The sequence below is a fragment of the Sulfitobacter sp. S190 genome, from assembly GCF_025141935.1.
In the GTDB taxonomy this organism is placed as follows: Bacteria; Pseudomonadota; Alphaproteobacteria; order Rhodobacterales; family Rhodobacteraceae; genus Sulfitobacter.
Map to the genome: position 1 here is coordinate 3150273 of NZ_CP081120.1, position 17994 is coordinate 3168266.

17 protein-coding genes are annotated in these 17994 nt (G+C 60.6%); 8 read left to right on the forward strand and 9 right to left on the reverse strand.

What is annotated here, in order from left to right:
- Nucleotides 1-2: 2 nt before the first annotated feature.
- From dut to K3756_RS15675, 4 genes are all read right to left on the reverse strand, one after another.
- Entirely contained in the window at nt 3-461 is a 459-nt protein-coding gene (gene dut / locus K3756_RS15660; RefSeq protein ID WP_259989004.1) for a dUTP diphosphatase, read from the reverse strand.
- Nucleotides 458-1654, reverse strand: a complete 1197-nt coding sequence (coaBC, locus tag K3756_RS15665; protein WP_259989006.1) for a bifunctional phosphopantothenoylcysteine decarboxylase/phosphopantothenate--cysteine ligase CoaBC — start codon at nt 1652-1654, stop codon at nt 458-460. Before coaBC ends, dut begins: the two co-directional genes overlap by 4 nt.
- A gap of 69 nt (nt 1655-1723) precedes the next feature.
- On the reverse strand, nt 1724-2479 hold the full coding sequence (locus K3756_RS15670) for a ChaN family lipoprotein (protein ID WP_409202444.1): 756 nt from the start codon (nt 2477-2479) through the stop codon (nt 1724-1726).
- Nucleotides 2480-2532: 53 nt separating this feature from the next.
- Nucleotides 2533-3411, reverse strand: a complete 879-nt coding sequence (locus K3756_RS15675; protein ID WP_259989010.1) for an RNA polymerase factor sigma-32 — start codon at nt 3409-3411, stop codon at nt 2533-2535.
- Nucleotides 3412-3556: 145 nt separating this feature from the next.
- Between K3756_RS15675 and K3756_RS15680 the strand changes: the two genes are divergently transcribed.
- From K3756_RS15680 to K3756_RS15695, 4 genes are all read left to right on the forward strand, one after another.
- Nucleotides 3557-4027 (forward strand): bifunctional adenosylcobinamide kinase/adenosylcobinamide-phosphate guanylyltransferase, encoded by a 471-nt coding sequence (locus K3756_RS15680; protein ID WP_409202405.1) that lies wholly within the window; start codon nt 3557-3559, stop codon nt 4025-4027.
- The gene (locus K3756_RS15685) at nt 4024-4602 is read left to right on the forward strand and encodes a histidine phosphatase family protein (protein ID WP_259989012.1); all 579 of its coding nucleotides are present in this window, start codon (nt 4024-4026) and stop codon (nt 4600-4602) included. The genes K3756_RS15680 and K3756_RS15685 overlap by 4 nt, the downstream gene beginning before the upstream one ends.
- A 59-nt stretch (nt 4603-4661) precedes the next feature.
- Nucleotides 4662-5339, forward strand: coding sequence for a glutathione S-transferase (locus tag K3756_RS15690; RefSeq protein ID WP_259989014.1), 678 nt, complete (start codon nt 4662-4664; stop codon nt 5337-5339).
- An 81-nt stretch (nt 5340-5420) separates the two neighbouring features.
- Nucleotides 5421-6935 (forward strand): YifB family Mg chelatase-like AAA ATPase, encoded by a 1515-nt coding sequence (locus K3756_RS15695; RefSeq protein ID WP_259989015.1) that lies wholly within the window; start codon nt 5421-5423, stop codon nt 6933-6935.
- Here the strand turns inward: K3756_RS15695 and K3756_RS15700 are convergent.
- The 4 genes from K3756_RS15700 to rsmI are packed head-to-tail and all read right to left on the reverse strand — an operon-like array spanning nt 6901 to nt 10047.
- The gene (locus K3756_RS15700; protein ID WP_259989017.1) at nt 6901-7815 is read right to left on the reverse strand and encodes an alpha/beta hydrolase fold domain-containing protein; all 915 of its coding nucleotides are present in this window, start codon (nt 7813-7815) and stop codon (nt 6901-6903) included. The genes K3756_RS15695 and K3756_RS15700 overlap by 35 nt on opposite strands.
- On the reverse strand, nt 7812-8747 hold the full coding sequence (gene gshB / locus K3756_RS15705; RefSeq protein WP_259989018.1) for a glutathione synthase: 936 nt from the start codon (nt 8745-8747) through the stop codon (nt 7812-7814). Before gshB ends, K3756_RS15700 begins: the two co-directional genes overlap by 4 nt.
- 58 nt (nt 8748-8805) lie before the next feature.
- Nucleotides 8806-9180: a YraN family protein gene (locus K3756_RS15710; protein WP_259989019.1), complete on the reverse strand. Its 375-nt coding sequence runs from the start codon at nt 9178-9180 to the stop codon at nt 8806-8808.
- Between the two features lie 3 nt (nt 9181-9183).
- Nucleotides 9184-10047 (reverse strand): 16S rRNA (cytidine(1402)-2'-O)-methyltransferase, encoded by an 864-nt coding sequence (rsmI, locus tag K3756_RS15715; RefSeq protein WP_259989020.1) that lies wholly within the window; start codon nt 10045-10047, stop codon nt 9184-9186.
- 88 nt (nt 10048-10135) lie between these two features.
- On the opposite strand from rsmI, the gene K3756_RS15720 reads away from it, so the two are divergent.
- The 3 genes from K3756_RS15720 (at nt 10136) to K3756_RS15730 (ending at nt 15372) form a co-directional block, all read left to right on the forward strand.
- A complete protein-coding gene (locus K3756_RS15720) occupies nt 10136-11320 on the forward strand; it encodes a penicillin-binding protein activator (RefSeq protein WP_259989022.1) in 1185 nt (394 codons plus the stop codon).
- Nucleotides 11321-11331: 11 nt separating this feature from the next.
- Nucleotides 11332-14097 (forward strand): [protein-PII] uridylyltransferase, encoded by a 2766-nt coding sequence (locus tag K3756_RS15725; protein WP_259989024.1) that lies wholly within the window; start codon nt 11332-11334, stop codon nt 14095-14097.
- A gap of 66 nt (nt 14098-14163) precedes the next feature.
- Nucleotides 14164-15372: an MFS transporter gene (locus K3756_RS15730; RefSeq protein WP_259989026.1), complete on the forward strand. Its 1209-nt coding sequence runs from the start codon at nt 14164-14166 to the stop codon at nt 15370-15372.
- On the opposite strand, the gene K3756_RS15735 is transcribed toward K3756_RS15730, so the two are convergent.
- Nucleotides 15357-16322: an NAD(P)H-binding protein gene (locus tag K3756_RS15735; RefSeq protein WP_259989028.1), complete on the reverse strand. Its 966-nt coding sequence runs from the start codon at nt 16320-16322 to the stop codon at nt 15357-15359. The genes K3756_RS15730 and K3756_RS15735 overlap by 16 nt on opposite strands.
- Before the next feature lie 126 nt (nt 16323-16448).
- Here K3756_RS15735 and murJ point away from each other — a divergent pair, with 126 nt between their 5' ends.
- Nucleotides 16449-17993 carry a murein biosynthesis integral membrane protein MurJ gene (gene murJ / locus K3756_RS15740; RefSeq protein WP_259989030.1) on the forward strand — a complete coding sequence of 515 codons (1545 nt, stop codon included), beginning with the start codon at nt 16449-16451 and terminating at the stop codon, nt 17991-17993.
- The last annotated feature ends 1 nt before the right edge of the window (nt 17994 follow it).

Consider the following 17994-nt stretch of genomic DNA (forward strand, 5'->3'; position numbering starts at 1 on the left):
GCCTACTCCGTTCCGGTCGATCCGAAACCACCGCCCCCGCGGGGCGTATCCTCCAGATCGTCAACAACGCGAAATCTAGCCTGCACGACGGGCGCGACAACCATCTGCGCAATCCGCATACCGTGGGTGATGACAAAGGGTTCAGCACCTGCATTCAGCAAGATCACGCCCAACGGGCCGCGATAATCCGCGTCAATCGTGCCCGGCGCGTTCGGCAGCGTGATCCCGTATTTCAGCGCCAAACCGGACCGCGGCCGCATCTGCACTTCGTATCCGGGCGGCACCGCGACACGCAGACCGGTCGGAACCAGAACCAGCTGTCCCGGCGCGATCGTGATGTCCGATTTGTCGGGAAAATTGGCCCTGATATCCGCGCCCGCTGCGCCATCTGTCTCATACCGCGGCAGACCAAGCGTTTGATCTGCGTCCGCGAGCCACGCGAAATCGACATCAACTGTCATTGCGCCAACGCATCCGCGATCCGCGCTGCCAGATTTCGGGCGACTGCGGTCTTGTCCATGCGGGGCCACACCTCTGATCCGTCGGCCGTTATCAGGGTAACGGCGTTTTCCGACCCACCCATGATCTCCGTTTCCGGTGACACATCATTTGCCACGATCCAATCGCACCCCTTGCGTTGTCGCTTGGCCGTGGCGTTGGCAAAGACGTCATCGGTCTCGGCGGCGAAGCCCACGACAAGCTTTGGCCGATCTGCCCCCATTCCGCTGACCGTTTTGAGAATATCGGGGTTTTCCGCGAATGAAAGCGACGGCAGGCCATCTTTTGTTTTCTTCAGCTTGCGGTCGCTTGCCCCTTCAACACGCCAATCCGCAACAGCAGCAGCAAAGACAGCGGCGTCCGCTGGCAGGGATTGCGTCACTGCGTCAAGCATCTGCGCAGCGGTTTGTACGCGCACAACGGTCACTCCCGCGGGCGGCGGTGTATCTGCAGGACCGGTCACAAAGGTCACCTGCGCTCCCATTGCCGCAAGGGACGCCGCGATTGCCTTGCCTTGCGCCCCCGACGACCGGTTCGCGATATACCGAACCGGGTCAATCGGCTCATGCGTCGGGCCAGAGGTCACAAGCACACGTTTGCCGGACAGCGGACCATCAACAAGCCGCTCCTCGACCGCTGCAACGATTTCCATCGGCTCGGCCATCCGTCCGGGTCCGTATTCACCGCATGCCATGTCGCCCTCGTTCGGGCCGACAACGGAAATACCGTCCTGACGCAGTGTCGCCAGATTGCGTTGCGTGGCCGCGTGCTCCCACATGCGTACATTCATTGCGGGCGCGATCATAACGGGCGTATCCGTTGCCAGCAAAAGCGTGGACGCAAGATCATTTGCCAGACCTACGGCCATCTTTGCCATCAAATCCGCAGTCGCCGGTGCCACCAGCACAAGATCGGCAACGCGGCTGAGTTGGATATGACCCATTTCGGCCTCGTCACCCAGATCGAAAAGGTCACGGTAGACCTTGCTGCCTGCCAGTGCAGAAACCGACAACGGTGTTACAAACTCCTCACCGGCGCGCGTCAGGACCGGCGTCACCAAGGCACCGCGCTCACGCAACCGACGTATCAGATCAAGCGCTTTGAATGCAGCGATGCCGCCACCGATTATGAGCAGAATGTGTTTGCCTGCCAACATCCTATGTCCCCCGAAAGGCCAAGTATTGGCTGCACCATAGGCGCGCTGGCAACGGGGCGCCAGCCCCGGCTATTTGCGAAAGGCCGCGCAAGGATCACCGCGTGGCGGGGCATCCGCATCCGTCATGGCAGCGAAACCGCCATCCGGCATGTTGCCACCCTCGCCCTGGCCCAGCGCGAAAACCTTCAGATCAGGTCTCGCCTGCCGCAAAAGCGCAGGGACTCCCCAATCCTCACGTGCGTGGCCGTTGCCTGTTATCACGACGACCGGTCCACCTGTCAAATCGTGGGCCTGCACAGCGGCATCGGCCAACGCCATGTCGCGCAGGCGCTGCGCATCTACCATCATCGGCAACATCTCTGCCGGCAAAGCATTACAGTGTGCTTCCGCCTGCAGCGCCTCGCGGGCAGCCTGCTGATCCGGGTCTGCGGCTTTGTCGAGACCGTATTTCCGCGCAAGCGGGTGCGATACGATGGGCTTTTCCAGCTGTGCATCAATCTCGTCGCGAAGCACCTGCGCACCGAAGATCACGGCCTCGGGCGCCGCAGCAAATATCGGATAATACATCGCGAAATCGGGCCAGGGCCCAGCGGACCAACCCAGCGCCGCGTCGAGTGTATCGATATCATCCCGAACGTTCGGTGTCGCGCGTGCGGCCTGCTGCGGGGTGAGCATTTCGAAGACTATTGCCGCCGGCCCGATCGCACCGGTCCAATCTGACTGCACCCTGTGATGTGCCGGGTTGTCGTGCTGTTCACCCAAGACAATGACGTCGGCGACCAACGCGGCCGCGGGAGGAGCGTCGCAATACCCCCGCAACGGCAAAAGCGCGACCAGAAAGGCCGCGCTTGCGTAAGAAAGAGCTTTGTAAACGAGCATCAGGTCAGGAAGTGGAATACTTCTTGGGACTGCATCTCAAGCGATTTGCGCATTTTTGTGAACGCAGCCGCTTCAAGCTGGCGAACCCGTTCTTTGCTGAGGCTGAGTTCTTGGCCGAGACTTTCCAGCGTTCTCGCCGTGTCCCGCAGTTTGCGTTCGCGGACAATGAACTGCTCGCGGTCGTTCAACGCACCCATCGCGGTGATCAGCCAGTCACGCAGCTGTGCCGTATCGTGGCTGTCTTCGACACGCTCTGCGGCTTGCGCGCTGTCGTCCTCGAGCGCATCAATCCACTCGCGTCCTTCGTCGTCCGCCGATTGTGTCGCATTGAGGGAATAGTCGGAACCGCTCAGACGTCCTTCCATCATCTCGACGTCGTGGAGCGGAACACCTATCTCCGTGCTGATCATCTGGCGCAGCTGGTGGCGGTCGAGTGTTTCACCCTGTGCCGCCGCTTCACGCTCCAACCGCGCCTGAACGCGACGCATGTTGAAAAACAGCGATTTCTGGGAAGAGGTGGACCCTGTACGGACCATAGACCAGTTGCGCATCACGTGATCTTGGATAGAGGCTTTGATCCACCAGACCGCATAGGTCGAAAAACGAACCCCGCGGTCGGGGTCAAATTTATCCGCAGCCTTCATGAGACCCAAACCCGCTTCCTGAATCAAATCATTCATCGGCGCGCCGTAACGCTTGAATTTCGCTGCCATGGAAATGGCGAGCCGCATGTAGGCGTTGATCAGTCGGTGCAGCGATTGTTCGCACCGTTCGTCACGCCACGCATATGCAAGTCTAAGCTCGGTATCGGCATCCAACAGTTCCGCTTTCATCGCGGTACGGGTGAGTGAAAAGTCATGCGCGGTTGCTGTCGCCATGCGGAACGTCTCCCAGTCTGTTTCCTGCCTTGTGGCGGGTTTTCATAATGATTACGCATGAAAGGGGTGTTTGGTTCACACAAGGTTGCAAAAAATGTTGCCTCGACGATCTTTTATTCTAGGGGGCGCCGCGTCGGGGAAATCTTTGTACGCCGAAAGCCTTTTACTTTCCAGCGCGTTGAAGCTGAACTACCTCGCGACCGGGCAAGTTGAAGACGCCGAAATAAAATTGAAAGTAAAAATCCATCAGGATCGCAGGGATGCGCGCTGGACCACGTTCGAAGAGCCGTTGGACCTTGGCGAATGCCTGCGCGCGATGGATCCCGCCACACCGGTTTTGATCGACTGTGCAACCATGTGGCTCAGCAATCACATGATGGCCGGAAGCGATCTTGTCATTGCTACTGAAAAACTCCTCGACGACATTGACCGTTGCCCCGCGCCGAGCGTGATCGTCTCCAACGAAGTGGGTCACGGCATAGTACCCGACAACCGGCTCGCCCGACAGTTTCGTGAGGCCCAAGGCAAGCTCAACATTGCCTTGGCGGCACAGGCCGATCTGGCGGTCATGGTCGTCGCCGGGCTTCCACAGGTTCTGAAGGGAGAGCTGCCATGACGGTTTGGCACTGGGTGCGCCACGGGCCGACCCACGAAAAAACGTTCGTCGGCTGGCGCGATGTTCCTGCCGATCTTACCGATTGCGCCCAGATTGCGCGCCTCACAGACCACTTGCCGGACAACGCCAAGCTTGTTTCCTCCGACCTCATTCGCGCGTCGGCGACGGCGGACGCGCTCACGGGGCCGGGACATCACCGCTTGGCCCACGAGCCCGATTTGCGCGAAATCAATTTCGGCGTCTGGGATGGCATGCCGTTCGATGCGGTTGCGGCCCGTGACCCGCAACTTAGCCGCGCGTTTTGGGAAACCCCCGGGAGCCCGCGTGCGCCCGAGGGTGAAAGCTGGAACGAAACTGCGGCCCGCGTGGACGCCGCCGTTGACCGCTTGTCCCATCTTCATCCGGACCAGCATATTATCGCAGTCGCTCATTTTGGCGTTATCCTGACACAGGTTCAGCGGGCGATGCGTGTGTCGGCCTACGCCGCGATGGCGCACAAGATCGACAATCTGTCCGTTACCACCATCCAGACACAGCCCGATTGGCACATTCATCAGATCAATCACCTGCCGTGATTTGATGTCGCACAAAATTGCATTTGATCCGCGGCCTCGGCCCGGATTACCCCTGTCGCATGACATATGATCTCTACATCGGTGACCGGACATTTTCGAGCTGGTCTTTGCGCGGCTGGCTCATGCTGCAGAAATTCAATCTGCCCTTCCAAACTCATTTGGTGGGTCTCTATTCAGGCAAAATGGCCCAGGATCTTGCCCCGCTTGCGCCGGCCAAACTGGTGCCAGCATTACGCACCGCGGAGGGTCAGGTCGTCGGCGAAACGCTTGCGATCGCCGAGACCCTTGCAGAGCGTCATCCGGATGCCGGCATGTGGCCAAGCGACCCGGACGCCCGAGCCGCAGCGCGGTGGCTTTGTGCGGCGATGGCGACCGGATTTAGCGCATTGCGTGGCGATTGTCCGATGCAATTGGTGCATGTCGACGCTACATTTTCGCCGTCCAGTGCCGTGCTTGCTGATCTGGCGAGGATCGAAACGCTTTGGCAACACGCGCGACAATACGCAACGGACGGACCGTGGCTCTTTGGCGCGTACAGTCTTGCGGATGCTTTTTACGCACCAGTCTGCGCTCGGATGGTCGGGTATGATCTGCCGCGATCGGAGTTTGCGCGATCCTATTGCAGCACGACAATCGAGGATCAGGATTTTCGCCTTTGGCGTGCCGAAGGGCTCATGACAAGCTACGATCCTTTCCCTTACCCCCCGGTAGGCGCCACGCAACCGTGGCCTGCCTGATCTGACCGCGCCATGAAGCATTAACCATTCTTAAACCATGGGCGCGTAACTCTTGTTTTGGTCAACCATCGGGAGGACGCAATGGTTTCTCGTGCCTACAGCGTGGCCTTTCAGGGGGTCGAGGCCCGGATGGTCGAAGTGCAATGTGCCGTGACCCCCGGGCTGCCTGCGTTTTCGGTGGTGGGACTGCCCGACAAAGCCGTTAGTGAAGCACGCGACCGTGTGCGCACTGCACTCAGCTCGATGGCAATAGCGCTTCCTTCCAAACGGATCACAATCAATCTGAGCCCTGCCGATTTGCCCAAGGAGGGCAGCCATTTCGATCTGCCCATCGCGCTGGCGCTTCTTGCTGCGCTCGACATCCTGCCAAATGATGTGGTGCAGAATGTCGTGGCGTTGGGTGAATTGTCTCTGGACGGATCGCTCGTCCCTGTCGTGGGGGCCTTGCCCGCAGCAATGGCCGCGGCACAGGAAGAACGCAGCCTGTTGTGCCCTGCCGGATCGGGAGCGGAGGCCGCGTGGGTGGATGCGTGCCAGGTCATTGCACCGGCCACACTTGGTGACGTGGTGCGCCATTATACCGGCCAGGCGGTCCTGCCTCCGGCAGATCCGGGTGAAGTCATCCCCCCTGTATTGGGCCGTGATCTGCGTGACGTCAAAGGTCAGGAACGGGCAAAGCGGGCATTGGAAATCGCGGCCGCGGGACGCCACCATTTAATGCTGGTTGGCACACCGGGCTCGGGCAAATCGATGCTCGCAGCGCGACTTCCGGGCATCCTGCCTCCTCTCTCCGCGACAGAGGCACTCGAGACATCAATGATACACTCGCTCGCGGGCCTTCTGGACGACGGAGGTATATCGCGCAGCCGCCCGTTTCGTGAGCCGCACCACACTGCGTCGATGGCTGCGATCATCGGGGGTGGACGACAGGCGAAACCCGGCGAAGTCTCTCTCGCGCATAACGGCGTGCTGTTTATGGACGAATTTCCCGAATTCGCCCGCACCGTACTGGAAACCCTGCGCCAACCGATTGAGACGGGCGAAGTTACGATCGCGCGGGCCAACGCACACGTCAGATACCGTTGTAAGTTCATGCTGGTGGCCGCAGCAAACCCCTGCAAATGCGGCTATTTGCCGGACCCTGCCCGCGCCTGCGCACGCGTCCCGCATTGCGGAGAGGATTATATGGGCAAGATTTCCGGCCCCTTGATGGACCGGTTCGACCTGCGTGTCGATGTCCCACCCGTCAGCTTTCACGATCTCGACCTGCCCCCGGCGGGTGAAGGATCGCGCGAAGTTGCGGAACGGGTCAGTGCGGCACGCACCGTCCAACAGGCCCGCTTTGCGGGAAAGCCTGACATGCTGTGTAATGCCGATGCCGAAGGGGATGTTCTGGAACAGATCGCAACACCGGACACCGAAGGCCGCGATATTCTGATGCGGGCGGCGGAACGCTTCGGGCTATCGGCACGCGGCTATCACCGGGTGTTGCGCGTGGCACGCACCATAGCGGATCTCGATTGTTCCGACACGGTGCGCAAACCCCATGTTGCCGAAGCCATCAGCTTTCGTTTGCCCAGCCTTGCTGTCGCCTGATCCAAGCGGCCAACTCGTCCAGCGTTTCGCGCGCCTCGGGCAGGAAGTTGTGAAGGATTGGCCAGACATGCGGCAAATCGTGCTTTTCGCGAAATTCTACCTCCGCGCCATCCCGGCGTAATGCAGCGGCCAGCCGACGGGCATCGTCGAGCAGTATTTCCGTGTCACCAACGGTGATCCATGCAGGCGGCGCATCCGGGAAAGTACCCTTGCATGGGCTCACTCGCGGATCGTCAGCCGGTGCCCCGCCCAGAAACATCTGCGCAAGTTCGGGCGCGCGCGCTCCGGGCAGGATCGCATCGCGCGGAGCGTTTCGCAAAACGCTGTCGCTCTCATAGGCCAGATCCGCCAGTGGCGAAAAACCGAATACTGCGCCGGGCAAGGGCGCGCCATCGGCACATAGTGACGCGAGCAATCCGAAGGCAAGTGCTCCGCCTGCGCTGTCGCCCCCAAGGACCACCGTGCCGGGGTCAACACCTTGCGCCATCAGGCCATCCCACGCATGCCGCACATCCTCCGGTGCGGCAGGATAGGTTTGTTCAGGCGCCAAGCGGTATCGCGGCAAGACAGCGGGTGCCTGCAGGCGTCGCGCAAGTTGCGCTGCCAGCGCCGCGTGCGTCTCGGGACTGCCGAACAGAAAACCGCCACCGTGAATGTAGAACAACAAGCGGTTTTTTTGAACGATCCGCGGCAGCACCCTGATCGCATCTATGTTACCCAAAAGTGTTGCGGCGTGACTTGTCCCGCGCGGACTGTGAAAGAAGTACCGCGCCTGACGCTCAAGGGACCGTCGCAACTGTACCGGATCATTTGCGCGCTCGAGTTTCGGGCGCTCGATATGACGCAGCCAGATATTCAGGACGCGGGCACGCAGGCTCATGCGCGGCGTGCCTCAATCGCCTCCCAGACCTTGGCTGCGATATTCACGCCGTCGAAACGTTCAAGTTCCTGTATGCCGGTCGGTGACGTCACATTGATTTCTGTAAGGTAGTCGCCGATCACGTCGATCCCGACGAAAATCTGGCCCTTTTCCTTCAAAAGCGGTCCGATACGGGCGCAAATCTCAAGGTCGCGATCCGTCAGGCCAACCTTTTCGGGCCGTCCGCCCACATGCATGTTGGACCTCGTTTCACCGGCGGCGGGGACGCGATTGATGGCGCCCACCGCTTCGCCCTCGACAAGGATCACACGCTTGTCGCCTTTGGACACATCGGGCAGGAATTGCTGAACGATCAATGGCTCGCGCGAAAATCCGGTGAACAGTTCGTGCAGAGAGCTGAGGTTGCTATCGTTCTGGGTCAGCTTGAAGACACCGGCGCCGCCATTGCCGTAGAGCGGTTTCAGGATCACATCGCCGTGCTTGTCCTTGAACGCCCTGATGGTTTCCAGATCACGCGCAATGGTCGTTGCGGGCATCAGATCGGGAAAATCGAGCACCAGCAATTTTTCGGGAAAATTGCGCACCCAGAATGGATCGTTGACGACCAAAGTTAAGTCGCTCACCCGATCCAGCAAGTGGGTACTGGTGATGTAATGCATGTCGAAAGGCGGGTCTTGTCGCAGCCAGATGACATCGAATTCTGACAGGTCGACTTCGCGCATTTGCCCGAGAACCGCCGGGTTCCCTTCAACACGCTGCACCTTCATGTCCTGACCGCGCGCCGTGACGCGGCCCTCCTGGTATGCAAGTTGATCGGGGGAATAATAGAATAGACTGTGCCCACGCGCCTGTGCTTCTTCTGCCAGACGGAAACTGCTGTCGGCATTGATGTCTACGTTCCCGATCGGGTCCATCTGAAAGGCGATTTTCATGGGCATCTTCCTTGCTGTTGCCCATTAAATGGCGCAGCAAACCCGCTCTTGCAATGGGTCAGCCGTGACCAAAGGCGTTTTCGATCACCCTGCATTGCCCATGCGCGTCCAGCAAAGCCACGTCAAAACGGCATTCCGTCAGGGCACCTGCGGGGGTTTTACCGAGGTATTCTTCGGCAGCGGCATAGATGCGTCCCATTTGCCGCGCTGTGATCCGCTGTGCTGCCCGCGAAAAGCTGCGGCTTTTCTTCACTTCCACGAAGATCAGCGAAGACCCGTCTGCAACGATCAGATCAATCTCGCCCGCGCAGCCCCGCCACCGTGTTTCGGCAATGGTATATCCGCGGCGACAATAGTCGGAGGCAACGCTGTCTTCTGCAGCAAGTCCCGCGTGATAGGCCATCTCACCGGTTGACCTGTCGCGCAGATCCATCCCTCAATCCTTTTTCTGCGTCAGGGCCAATGCCGCCTGATAAACCTGCCTGCGAGGCATGTTTGCGGCCTGCGCCACCATGTCGACCGCATCCCGCATCGACATGTCCGCCAAAGCGCTGCGCAGGCTTTGTTCTAGATCGTCTTCACTAACAGACGGTAAATTTCCCCGGTCGATCAAAACGACAACTTCACCCTTCGTCTTGGCGGTTGCGTAGTGTTCGGCCAGCGTCTCCAATGTGCCGGCCCGGGTCTCCTCGAACTTCTTCGTCAGCTCACGGCAGACACGGGCCTCTCTGTCACCCCCCAGTACCGTCGCGGCATCCCTGAGCATCGCGCCCAGCCGTTTGGGAGATTCGTAGAAAACCAGTGTCGCGCGGATCGGTGCCAGCGTCTCGAACGCCGAGCACCGTGCGGATTTCGCATTTGGCAAGAAGCCGGCAAAGTGGAACGCATCAGTCGGCAAACCGCCCAGCACCAGCGCGGTCAGGATGGCTGATGGTCCGGGCGCGCAGGTCACCGCGACGTCCGCCTCTCGCGCGGCGCGCGCCAGCTCAAAGCCCGGATCGGCAATAAGTGGCATACCGGCCTCGGACGCATAGACCACCGATTTGCCACCCGCTGCCGCCTCGACCAGCCCCCGCACGGTCCCGTCGCCGCTGTGGTCATGCAGCGCAACGATGCGCCTTCCGTCGAGCGGAATTGCGTGAATATCCATTAACTTGCGCAGGCTGCGGGTGTCTTCTGCGGCAAGGATATCGGCGCTGGCGAGTGTGTCGAGGGCTCGCAAGGTGATGTCGCGGGCCGTTCCTATAGGTACTCCGACAAAGGTAATGCCGTCGGGCAACCGGACCTTTTGGTAATTCAACGCTGGACCCGCCTTTTGCACAGTCTATGATCAGAGCCAATTGGACGCAGCACATGTTCTGCGTTACCGGCTGGGGAGTACCGTTACCATGTTTGCCATCTTCGACACCATCAGAAAGCCACTGCGCCTGTTGGCCATGCCCGTTGTGGCAATGGCGCTTGCCGCCTGTGATCCGGCGGCCCTTGGCGGATTGGGTGGCAACAGCGGACCGCGCATCGATGCCGCACAGCCTGTGCCCGTGGCACTGCTGGTGCCCCGCGGTGGCAGCGCTTCGGACAACCTTCTGGCCAAGAATATCGAGAACGCCGCGCGGATGGCGATGCGTGATCTTGACGGTGTCGAAATCGACCTGCGCGTTTACGGCACTGCCGGGCAGGCAAGCACCGCCGCAACCGCAGCCGCACAAGCCGTGAACGACGGGGCCAAGATCATTCTCGGGCCTGTATATGGTGCGGCCGCGAATGCCGTCGGCGTCGCTGTGGCCGACGCGGGTGTTAACGTGCTGTCGTTCTCCAACAACACGACGATCGCGGGCGGGAATGTTTTTGTCATGGGGCCGACCTTTGACAACACGGCAAACCGGCTGGTCAACTACGCCAAGCGCGCAGGAAAGGACCGCATCGTGGTCCTGCACGCCGATGACGTTGCCGGGCAGCTTGGCCGCAATGCGATCCAGCAGGCGATTGCACGCAATCGCGCGACACTCGCGGGAACGGTTGGTTACCCTCTGAGCCAGGAAGGCGTGCGCGCTGCAGTTCCGCAGGTCAAAGCCGCAATGGCAAATGGCAATGCCAATGCCCTTTTCCTCACCACCAGTTCCGCGACAGCGCTGCCGCTGTTTTCCACGCTTCTGCCCGAAGCCGGGATCAGCACGACGGCCAATCAGTACATTGGTCTGACGCGCTGGGATATCCCTGCGCAAACGCTCTCCCTGCCCGGCGTGCAAAACGGCTGGTTCGCTTTGCCTGATCCCGGTGCGACAAATGCCTTCCGCAGCCGCTATAACGCGGCCTACGGTGAGCAGCCGCTTGATATTGCCGGTCTGGGCTTTGACGGGATCGCAGCGGTGGGCACTTTGATCAAAACACGCAAAGGAAACGCGCTGACCACCTCCGCCCTGACGCAAGGCGCAGGGTTCAAGGGCGCCTCGGGTATTTTCCGCCTGTTGCCGGACGGCACGAATGACCGCGGCCTTGCTGTTGCAACCATTCGCAACCAGCAGGTCGTGATCCTGGAAGGAGCGCCGCAGTCCTTCAGCGGTGCCGGGTTCTGAGCGACCCGAACGTGCCCGCCAAGACAGACACCCGATCAGGCGCAGCCCATGCGCCGCGCCTGATCGCGCCTCCCGCAGATATCTTCGACGGCGCGGCTGTAGCGGCTGCAATCTCCGCCGCCGATCCCTCGGATCGGCAAGCTTTGCGCACCGCGGCCACAGACGCGTTGCGGGCCGCCCAGAAAACGGGGCGCGAGACGATTGCCGCCGCCTTTGCCGCCGCGCCTTTTGATGCCGCGACGATGACGGTCAGCTATACCTTCCTGACAGATCAGATGGTCAAGACAACGCTGGATGTTGCGACGCGTCTGATGTTCCCTACGCCCCCCGGCGAACGGCTCAGCGTGATTGGGGTCGGCGGATACGGGCGGGGTGAAATGGCACCGTTTTCCGACGTCGATCTGCTGTTCCTGACGCCTGCCAAGATCACGCCCTGGGCCGAGCAGGTCATCGAGGCGATGCTCTATATCCTGTGGGACCTCAAGCTCAAGGTTGGCCACTCCAGCCGGACCATCCGAGACTGTGTCCGGTTGGGCAGCGAGGATTTCACGATCCAGACCGCTCTTTTGGAACACCGGTATGTCGGAGGGGACACGCGGCTGGCCATCGAGCTTGACGAGGCGCTCAAGAAAGATCTCTTTTCGGGATCGGGGCGCGAATTCATTGAAGCAAAGCTGAACGAGCGCGACTCGCGCCATCTGAAGCAGGGTCAGCGATACGTCGTGGAACCCAACGTCAAAGAGGGCAAAGGCGGGCTGCGTGACCTTCAATCCCTGTTCTGGATCGCGAAATACATTCACGGCGTGGAGCACAGCGCCGATCTGGTGCGCGAAGGCGTCTTTCGCGCAGAGGAATACGATACCTTCAACGCCGCAGAGAATTTCCTGTGGGCCGTGCGCGGGCATCTGCATCTTTTGACGCGGCGGGCCACCGAACAGCTGACCTTCGACATGCAGGTGCAGGTCGCCGAGGCGATGGGCTACGAAGACCGCGACGGGCGTCGCGCCGTCGAAGTCTTCATGCAGGCGTATTTCCGGCACGCCACTGCCGTGGGTGACATCACCCGCATTTTCCTGACCAAGCTCGAGGATATGCACGTCAAATCCGAACCGCTTCTGGAGCGGATTTTCCGCCGCAGACCGCGCATCAAACAGGGCTACGAGGTCGTTCACAATCGTATTTCGATCAAGGACGACACCGCGTTCCTGTCCGAGCCACTGAACCTGTTGCGCCTGTTCGAGGAAGCCCTGCGCACGGGGATGCTGATCCACCCCGATGCCATGCGCACCGTCAAGGCGAACCTGCATCTGATTGATGATGATCTGCGCAACAACGCCGAGGCGCAGCGCCTGTTTCTCGATCTTCTGCTGAAGCACGGCAATCCGGAACGCGCCTTGCGGCGGATGAACGAACTGGGCGTACTGTCAGCGTTCATTCCGGAGTTCGAGCCGATCGTCGCGATGATGCAGTTCAACATGTACCATAGCTATACCGTCGACGAGCATACGATCCAGACCATTGCCAACCTTGCGATGATCGAGAAGTCCGAGCTGGAAGAAGAGCTGCCTGTGGCCTCCTCGATCCTGCAAAAAGGTGTAAACCGGAAGGTTCTTTATGTCGCCTTGCTGCTGCACGACATCGGCAAGGGCCGCCGCGAGGACCACTCGATCCTTGGTGCGCAAATCGCCCGCAAGGTTGCGCCGCGTTTAGGATTGAAACAGGACGAGGTCGATACCGTTGAATGGCTGGTGCGCTACCACTTGCTGATGTCGGATATGGCGCAAAAACGCGATATTGCAGACCCCCGCACGGTGCGCGATTTCGCCAAGGCTGTGCAGACGGTCAAGCGATTGGACCTGCTGTGCGTCCTTACCGTATGCGACATTCGCGGGGTTGGTCCGAATACGTGGAACAACTGGAAAGCCGTGTTGATCCGGGCGCTTTATCGCCAGACCGAGCGGGCGCTTGAAACGGGACTGGAGGATCTCAACCGGCAGAACCGTGGCGCAGAAGCCAAGACGACACTGCGCAAGGCTTTGGCGGATTGGCCCCAAAAGGCCCTCAAAATTGAAACGGCGCGTCATTATGATCCCTATTGGCAGGGCCTGCACGTCACCGCGCATGTGACATTCGCCAACCTGCTGCGTGATATCGAACAGGGCGATATACGGATTGACCTGCATCCGGACGAAGATCGCGATGCCACGCGCGCGTGCTTTGTGATGGAAGATCACCCCGGCATCTTTACGCGCCTTACGGGTGCGCTGGCGCTGGTTGGCGCCAATGTCGTCGACGCCCGCAGCTATACCACCAAGGACGGATACGTCACCGACGCGTTCTGGATACAAGATTCCGAGGGCAACGCCTATGAGGCAAGCAAGCTGCCACGCCTGCGCCAGATGATTGAAAAGATCCTGCGCGGCGAAGTCATCGCCCGCGAAGCGCTGAAATCCCGCGACAAGGTGAAGAAACGGGAAAAAGCGTTCCGCGTGCCGACATCGATCACCTTCGACAATGACGGGTCCGAAATCTATACCATCATCGAGGTCGATACCCGGGATCGCCCCGGCCTGCTCTATGATCTGGCGCGGGCCCTTGCGGCATCCAACGTCTACATCGCCAATGCCGTAATCGCGACATACGGCGAGCAGGTCGTCGATACCTTCTACGTCAAGGACATGTTCGGGCTGAAGTACCACAGCGCCTCGAAACAGCGTACTTTGGAAAAGCGGTTGCGTCAGGCGATCAGCGAAGGTGTCGAACGCGCCGACGTTTGACCCCTATGCCGCTGCGCCGTTTCGCCCTACGTTTGGCGGAACACCAGCCAAAGGCGCGTCCCCCCTGTGAGCCTCAGCCGTAACATCGCACTCTATCCGTGGCTCAAGTTCTGTCACAGTTTGCTGTTCTGGCAGGCGATCTGGTTTTTATATTTTCAGGACACCCTGTCAGGCGCCCAGGCCATCGCGCTCTACGCCGTCTACGATATTGCAACCACGGTGCTCGAGGTGCCTTCCGGCTACATGTCCGACAGACTGGGCCGCAGGGTTACGATCATTGCGGGGTCAATTGCGGGGCTGGTCGGTGCCGCACTTATCGGATTTGCCGATGTGTTCTGGCTCTTTGTCGTCGCACAGTGTTGTATCGGCGCATCCAGTGCCTTCATGTCCGGCACGGACAGCGCGCTTCTTTACGAATCTCTTGAGGCAGACGGTCGCAATGCCGAGGTGGAAGCGCAGGAGTTGCGGGCGTGGCGGTTTACCTTCAGCGGCTTTGCGTTGTCGGGGATAACCGGCGGAGCGATGGCGCTTTGGGCACCCACCCTGCCGTTCTTCGCCACAACGCTGGCTTTTGTCGCCGCTACCGCCATCGCACTGCAACTGCGCGAGCCCCCAAGGTCGGCCCCCGTGTCCGAAGCGGCACGGCTGCAGACGCTCAAGCGCGCCTTGGTACATCCAGTCCTGCTGTGGTTTCTGGCACTGGCGATGCTCATGTACGGGTTCAGCCACCTGCCCTTTGTGTTTGGCCAGCCTTTCATTCTCACCGCTCTCGATCAGGTGGGGCTCGGGGCCGAGGCCCCGCTTGTCAGCGGCGCCGTCTCGAGTGCGATGATGTTGGTGTCCGTGGCCGTATCGTTGGTAGCTGTCCGGCTGAAAGAACGCGTGGGGATCCGGACCATGCTTCTGGGAGCCTTCGCGCTACAGGTGGCACTGGTCGGTGCATTGACCGTGACCACATCAGCGCTGGCAATCGCCGTCCTTTTGTTGCGCATGGTGCCCAACGCGCTGAGCCAGCCATTCATTCTGGCACGTATCCAACCGTTGCTGCACGGAGAAAGCCGCGCCACGTATTTGTCACTGCAATCGCTGGCGGGAAAGCTCTTGTTCGCGGCGACCCTCTTCGCGGCGGCGGGCACCGCGGCGGATGCGGGCGCCCTGCCCAGCGCGGACTTGCAACGCATACTGGGCTGGTACGCCATTGCCGGTATGATCTGCTTGCTGTTGCTCGCCATTGGCGCGCGGCGCGTAACGCTCGACGTTCAAAAAACGGAGTGATCGCCCCGCGCGTCGCTGTGCCCACTTTCGATCAGGCGTCGGTAGTGGTCAACGAGCGTATCTGCACCGAATTCGGGAGTGGCGTCTGCATCGTAGCGACCGGCCTCGGCGTCCCAGACAAGCATGGATTCCGAAGCATAGTAGCGTCCGATCCGCGCAAGCGCCGCCTTGTTCGCGGCAACGCGGCTGAACGGCGCCGCCAGAGACAAGGCGCCCCCCACAACGTCGAATAACCGAAGCGATACCTGTCGAAATGCGGGGGTTTTACCCAATAGATCAAACAGAGCCTCAGCCTGCGCGCGGGGGGTCAACGCCGGCCCCGGCCCGCCCACGGGCAGAACGCGGTTGTGCATGTCGGGATCAACAACGCACCGCGCGATAAAAGCACCAAGATCCCGGTCGCTGATCGGTTTGCAGGCTGTCAAAGTGCCGTTCCCGAACAACAGGTACGGCTTGCCCGCACGCACGCGGTCAATCTGTCCGGAAAGGCTTTTGAAAAAGGCGGTGGGCCGCACGATGACATATGTCATTCCCGACGCAATCAATGCGGCCTCGAAGGCCAGCTTGGCATGCTGAAAGGCCAGCTGCGGCTTTTGCACACAGATGGCGGAAAGCAGGACAAAACGGTCGATACCCGCCGCTTGAGCCGCTTCAAGCACCGACGTCTGCGCGGCATGATCTATGGCCCAGGCATCTGTCGGCGTTCCGCTGCGCGACGCCAGACAGGACACCACACAATCGAATGCCTCGCCACGGATCCCGTCCGCCGCGATGCTGGTAGTCTGTGTGACATCGGCCTCGCGCATTATTGCGCCATCGATATTCAATCGCCGCCCCTTGCGCACCAAGCACACAACATCATGACCCGCGGCAACCAACGCCCGTGTTGTCGCGCGGCCCGCGGTGCCCGTCGCGCCAATCATCAATATACGCTGACCACTGTCGTTCATGTCCGCACAGTGCGCTCAAGCACGATCGCCACACAAGCCCGAAACAGACGCGCTTTGGCAAAAGGCAATTGCGCGGTGACCGTGCAATCGCTAGGCCCAAGTCAGCGCATCACCAAAGGTTGCTTCATGAAACCCATCCGCCTCATGTCCGGCTTTTTCACCGTCGGTGTCTGGACGCTGCTGAGCCGTGTTCTGGGGTTTGTGCGCGAGGTGATGATCCTGTCGCTGATCGGTCCGGGCCCCTTGATGGATGCCTTTGTGGCGGCTTTCCGGCTGCCCAACATGTTCCGCCGTTTCTTCGCCGAAGGGGCGTTCAACGCAGCCTTTGTGCCGATGTTCGCCAAGCGGCTCGAAGGAGACGAAGGTGCTGCGCGTTTTGCCCGCGACGCTTTCAACGGATTGGGATTGGTCGTTCTGGTCCTTACGGCACTCGGCATGATTTTCATGCCGGGGCTGGTCTGGGCCACCGCAGAAGGGTTTGCCGGGGACGCGCGGTTCGATCTTACCGTCGGTTTCGGGCGCATCGTCTTTCCCTATATTCTGTTTATGTCTCTGGCCGCCCTGTTCTCTGGCATTTTGAACGCAACCGGTCGTTTTGCCGTGGCCGCTGCGGCACCTGTGCTGCTCAACATCTTTGTTATCGGGGCCCTGACCATTGGTGCGCTCAGCGGCGGCGCAGTCATCAATTGGCTGATTTGGGCGATCCCTCTGGCTGGCGTCGCGCAATTGGCGTTGACCTGGTACGCCGCAGCGCAGGCTGGGTTCAAGCTGGTCCCCGGCAGACCCCGCTGGACCCCCGAAATGCGCGATATGGTCCGCATTGCCCTGCCCGCAGCACTGGCGTCCGGGGTGATGCAAATCAATCTCGTCGTAGGCCAGCTTGTGGCCTCTCAATACGACAATGCCGTCAGCTGGCTTTTTGCGGCGGACCGGCTCTATCAGCTGCCGCTCGGTGTCGTCGGGATCGCCGTGGGCATCGTTCTGCTGCCCGATCTGTCGCGCCGTCTGCGCGCCGGTGACGACGCCGGCGCGCGCACCGCTTTGAGCCGCGCAGCAGAAGTGTCGCTGTCACTTACCATTCCATCGGCCATTGCGCTCATCGTCATCCCCCTGACGCTGGTCAGCGTTCTGTTCGAGCGGGGCGCATCGACGGTCGACGACAGCGCCGCCATTGCCACTGCCGTGACCATTTACGGTCTCGGCCTGCCTGCCTTTGTCCTTCAGAAAATCCTGCAACCGCTGTATTTCGCGCGTGAGGACACCAAGCGGCCATTCTATTTCGCGGTGGTTGCCATGGTCGTAAATGCCGCGCTGGCCGTGGGGCTCGCCCCTGTTGTGGGGTGGCTGGCCCCCGCTATTGCAGCGACGGTGGCGGGCTGGGCGATGGTGGCACTTCTGGCCCTTGGTGCGCGGCGCTACGGTGATGCAGCAAAATTCGATGACCGCTTCCACAAGCGGATTTGGCGCATTGTTGGCGCGTCTCTGATCATGGGTGCGGCGCTGTGGTTCGTGAATTTGCAGCTGACAGACCTGCTGGCGCTCGCGTGGTGGCGTGGTCTAGGCCTGCTGTTGCTGCTTTCGGTCGGGGCAGCGGTCTATTTCGGTGCCGGACAGGCCATGGGCGCGTTCCGTCTCGCCGATTTCCGCAAAGCGGTCAGGCGCGGCGGCTGAT

Excerpts from the sequence above, each read along its gene's own strand:
- dut (WP_259989004.1), bottom strand. The coding sequence starts at position 461 with ATGACAGTTGATGTCGATTTCGCGTGGCTCGCGGACGCAGATCAAACG.
- K3756_RS15685 (WP_259989012.1), top strand. The coding sequence starts at position 4,024 with ATGACGGTTTGGCACTGGGTGCGCCACGGGCCGACCCACGAAAAAACG.
- K3756_RS15735 (WP_259989028.1), bottom strand. The coding sequence starts at position 16,322 with ATGAACGACAGTGGTCAGCGTATATTGATGATTGGCGCGACGGGCACC.
- coaBC (WP_259989006.1), bottom strand. The coding sequence starts at position 1,654 with ATGTTGGCAGGCAAACACATTCTGCTCATAATCGGTGGCGGCATCGCT.
- K3756_RS15675 (WP_259989010.1), bottom strand. The coding sequence starts at position 3,411 with ATGGCGACAGCAACCGCGCATGACTTTTCACTCACCCGTACCGCGATG.
- K3756_RS15695 (WP_259989015.1), top strand. The coding sequence starts at position 5,421 with ATGGTTTCTCGTGCCTACAGCGTGGCCTTTCAGGGGGTCGAGGCCCGG.
- gshB (WP_259989018.1), bottom strand. The coding sequence starts at position 8,747 with ATGAAAATCGCCTTTCAGATGGACCCGATCGGGAACGTAGACATCAAT.
- K3756_RS15700 (WP_259989017.1), bottom strand. The coding sequence starts at position 7,815 with ATGAGCCTGCGTGCCCGCGTCCTGAATATCTGGCTGCGTCATATCGAG.
- K3756_RS15690 (WP_259989014.1), top strand. The coding sequence starts at position 4,662 with ATGACATATGATCTCTACATCGGTGACCGGACATTTTCGAGCTGGTCT.
- murJ (WP_259989030.1), top strand. The coding sequence starts at position 16,449 with ATGAAACCCATCCGCCTCATGTCCGGCTTTTTCACCGTCGGTGTCTGG.
- K3756_RS15710 (WP_259989019.1), bottom strand. The coding sequence starts at position 9,180 with ATGGATCTGCGCGACAGGTCAACCGGTGAGATGGCCTATCACGCGGGA.
- K3756_RS15720 (WP_259989022.1), top strand. The coding sequence starts at position 10,136 with ATGTTTGCCATCTTCGACACCATCAGAAAGCCACTGCGCCTGTTGGCC.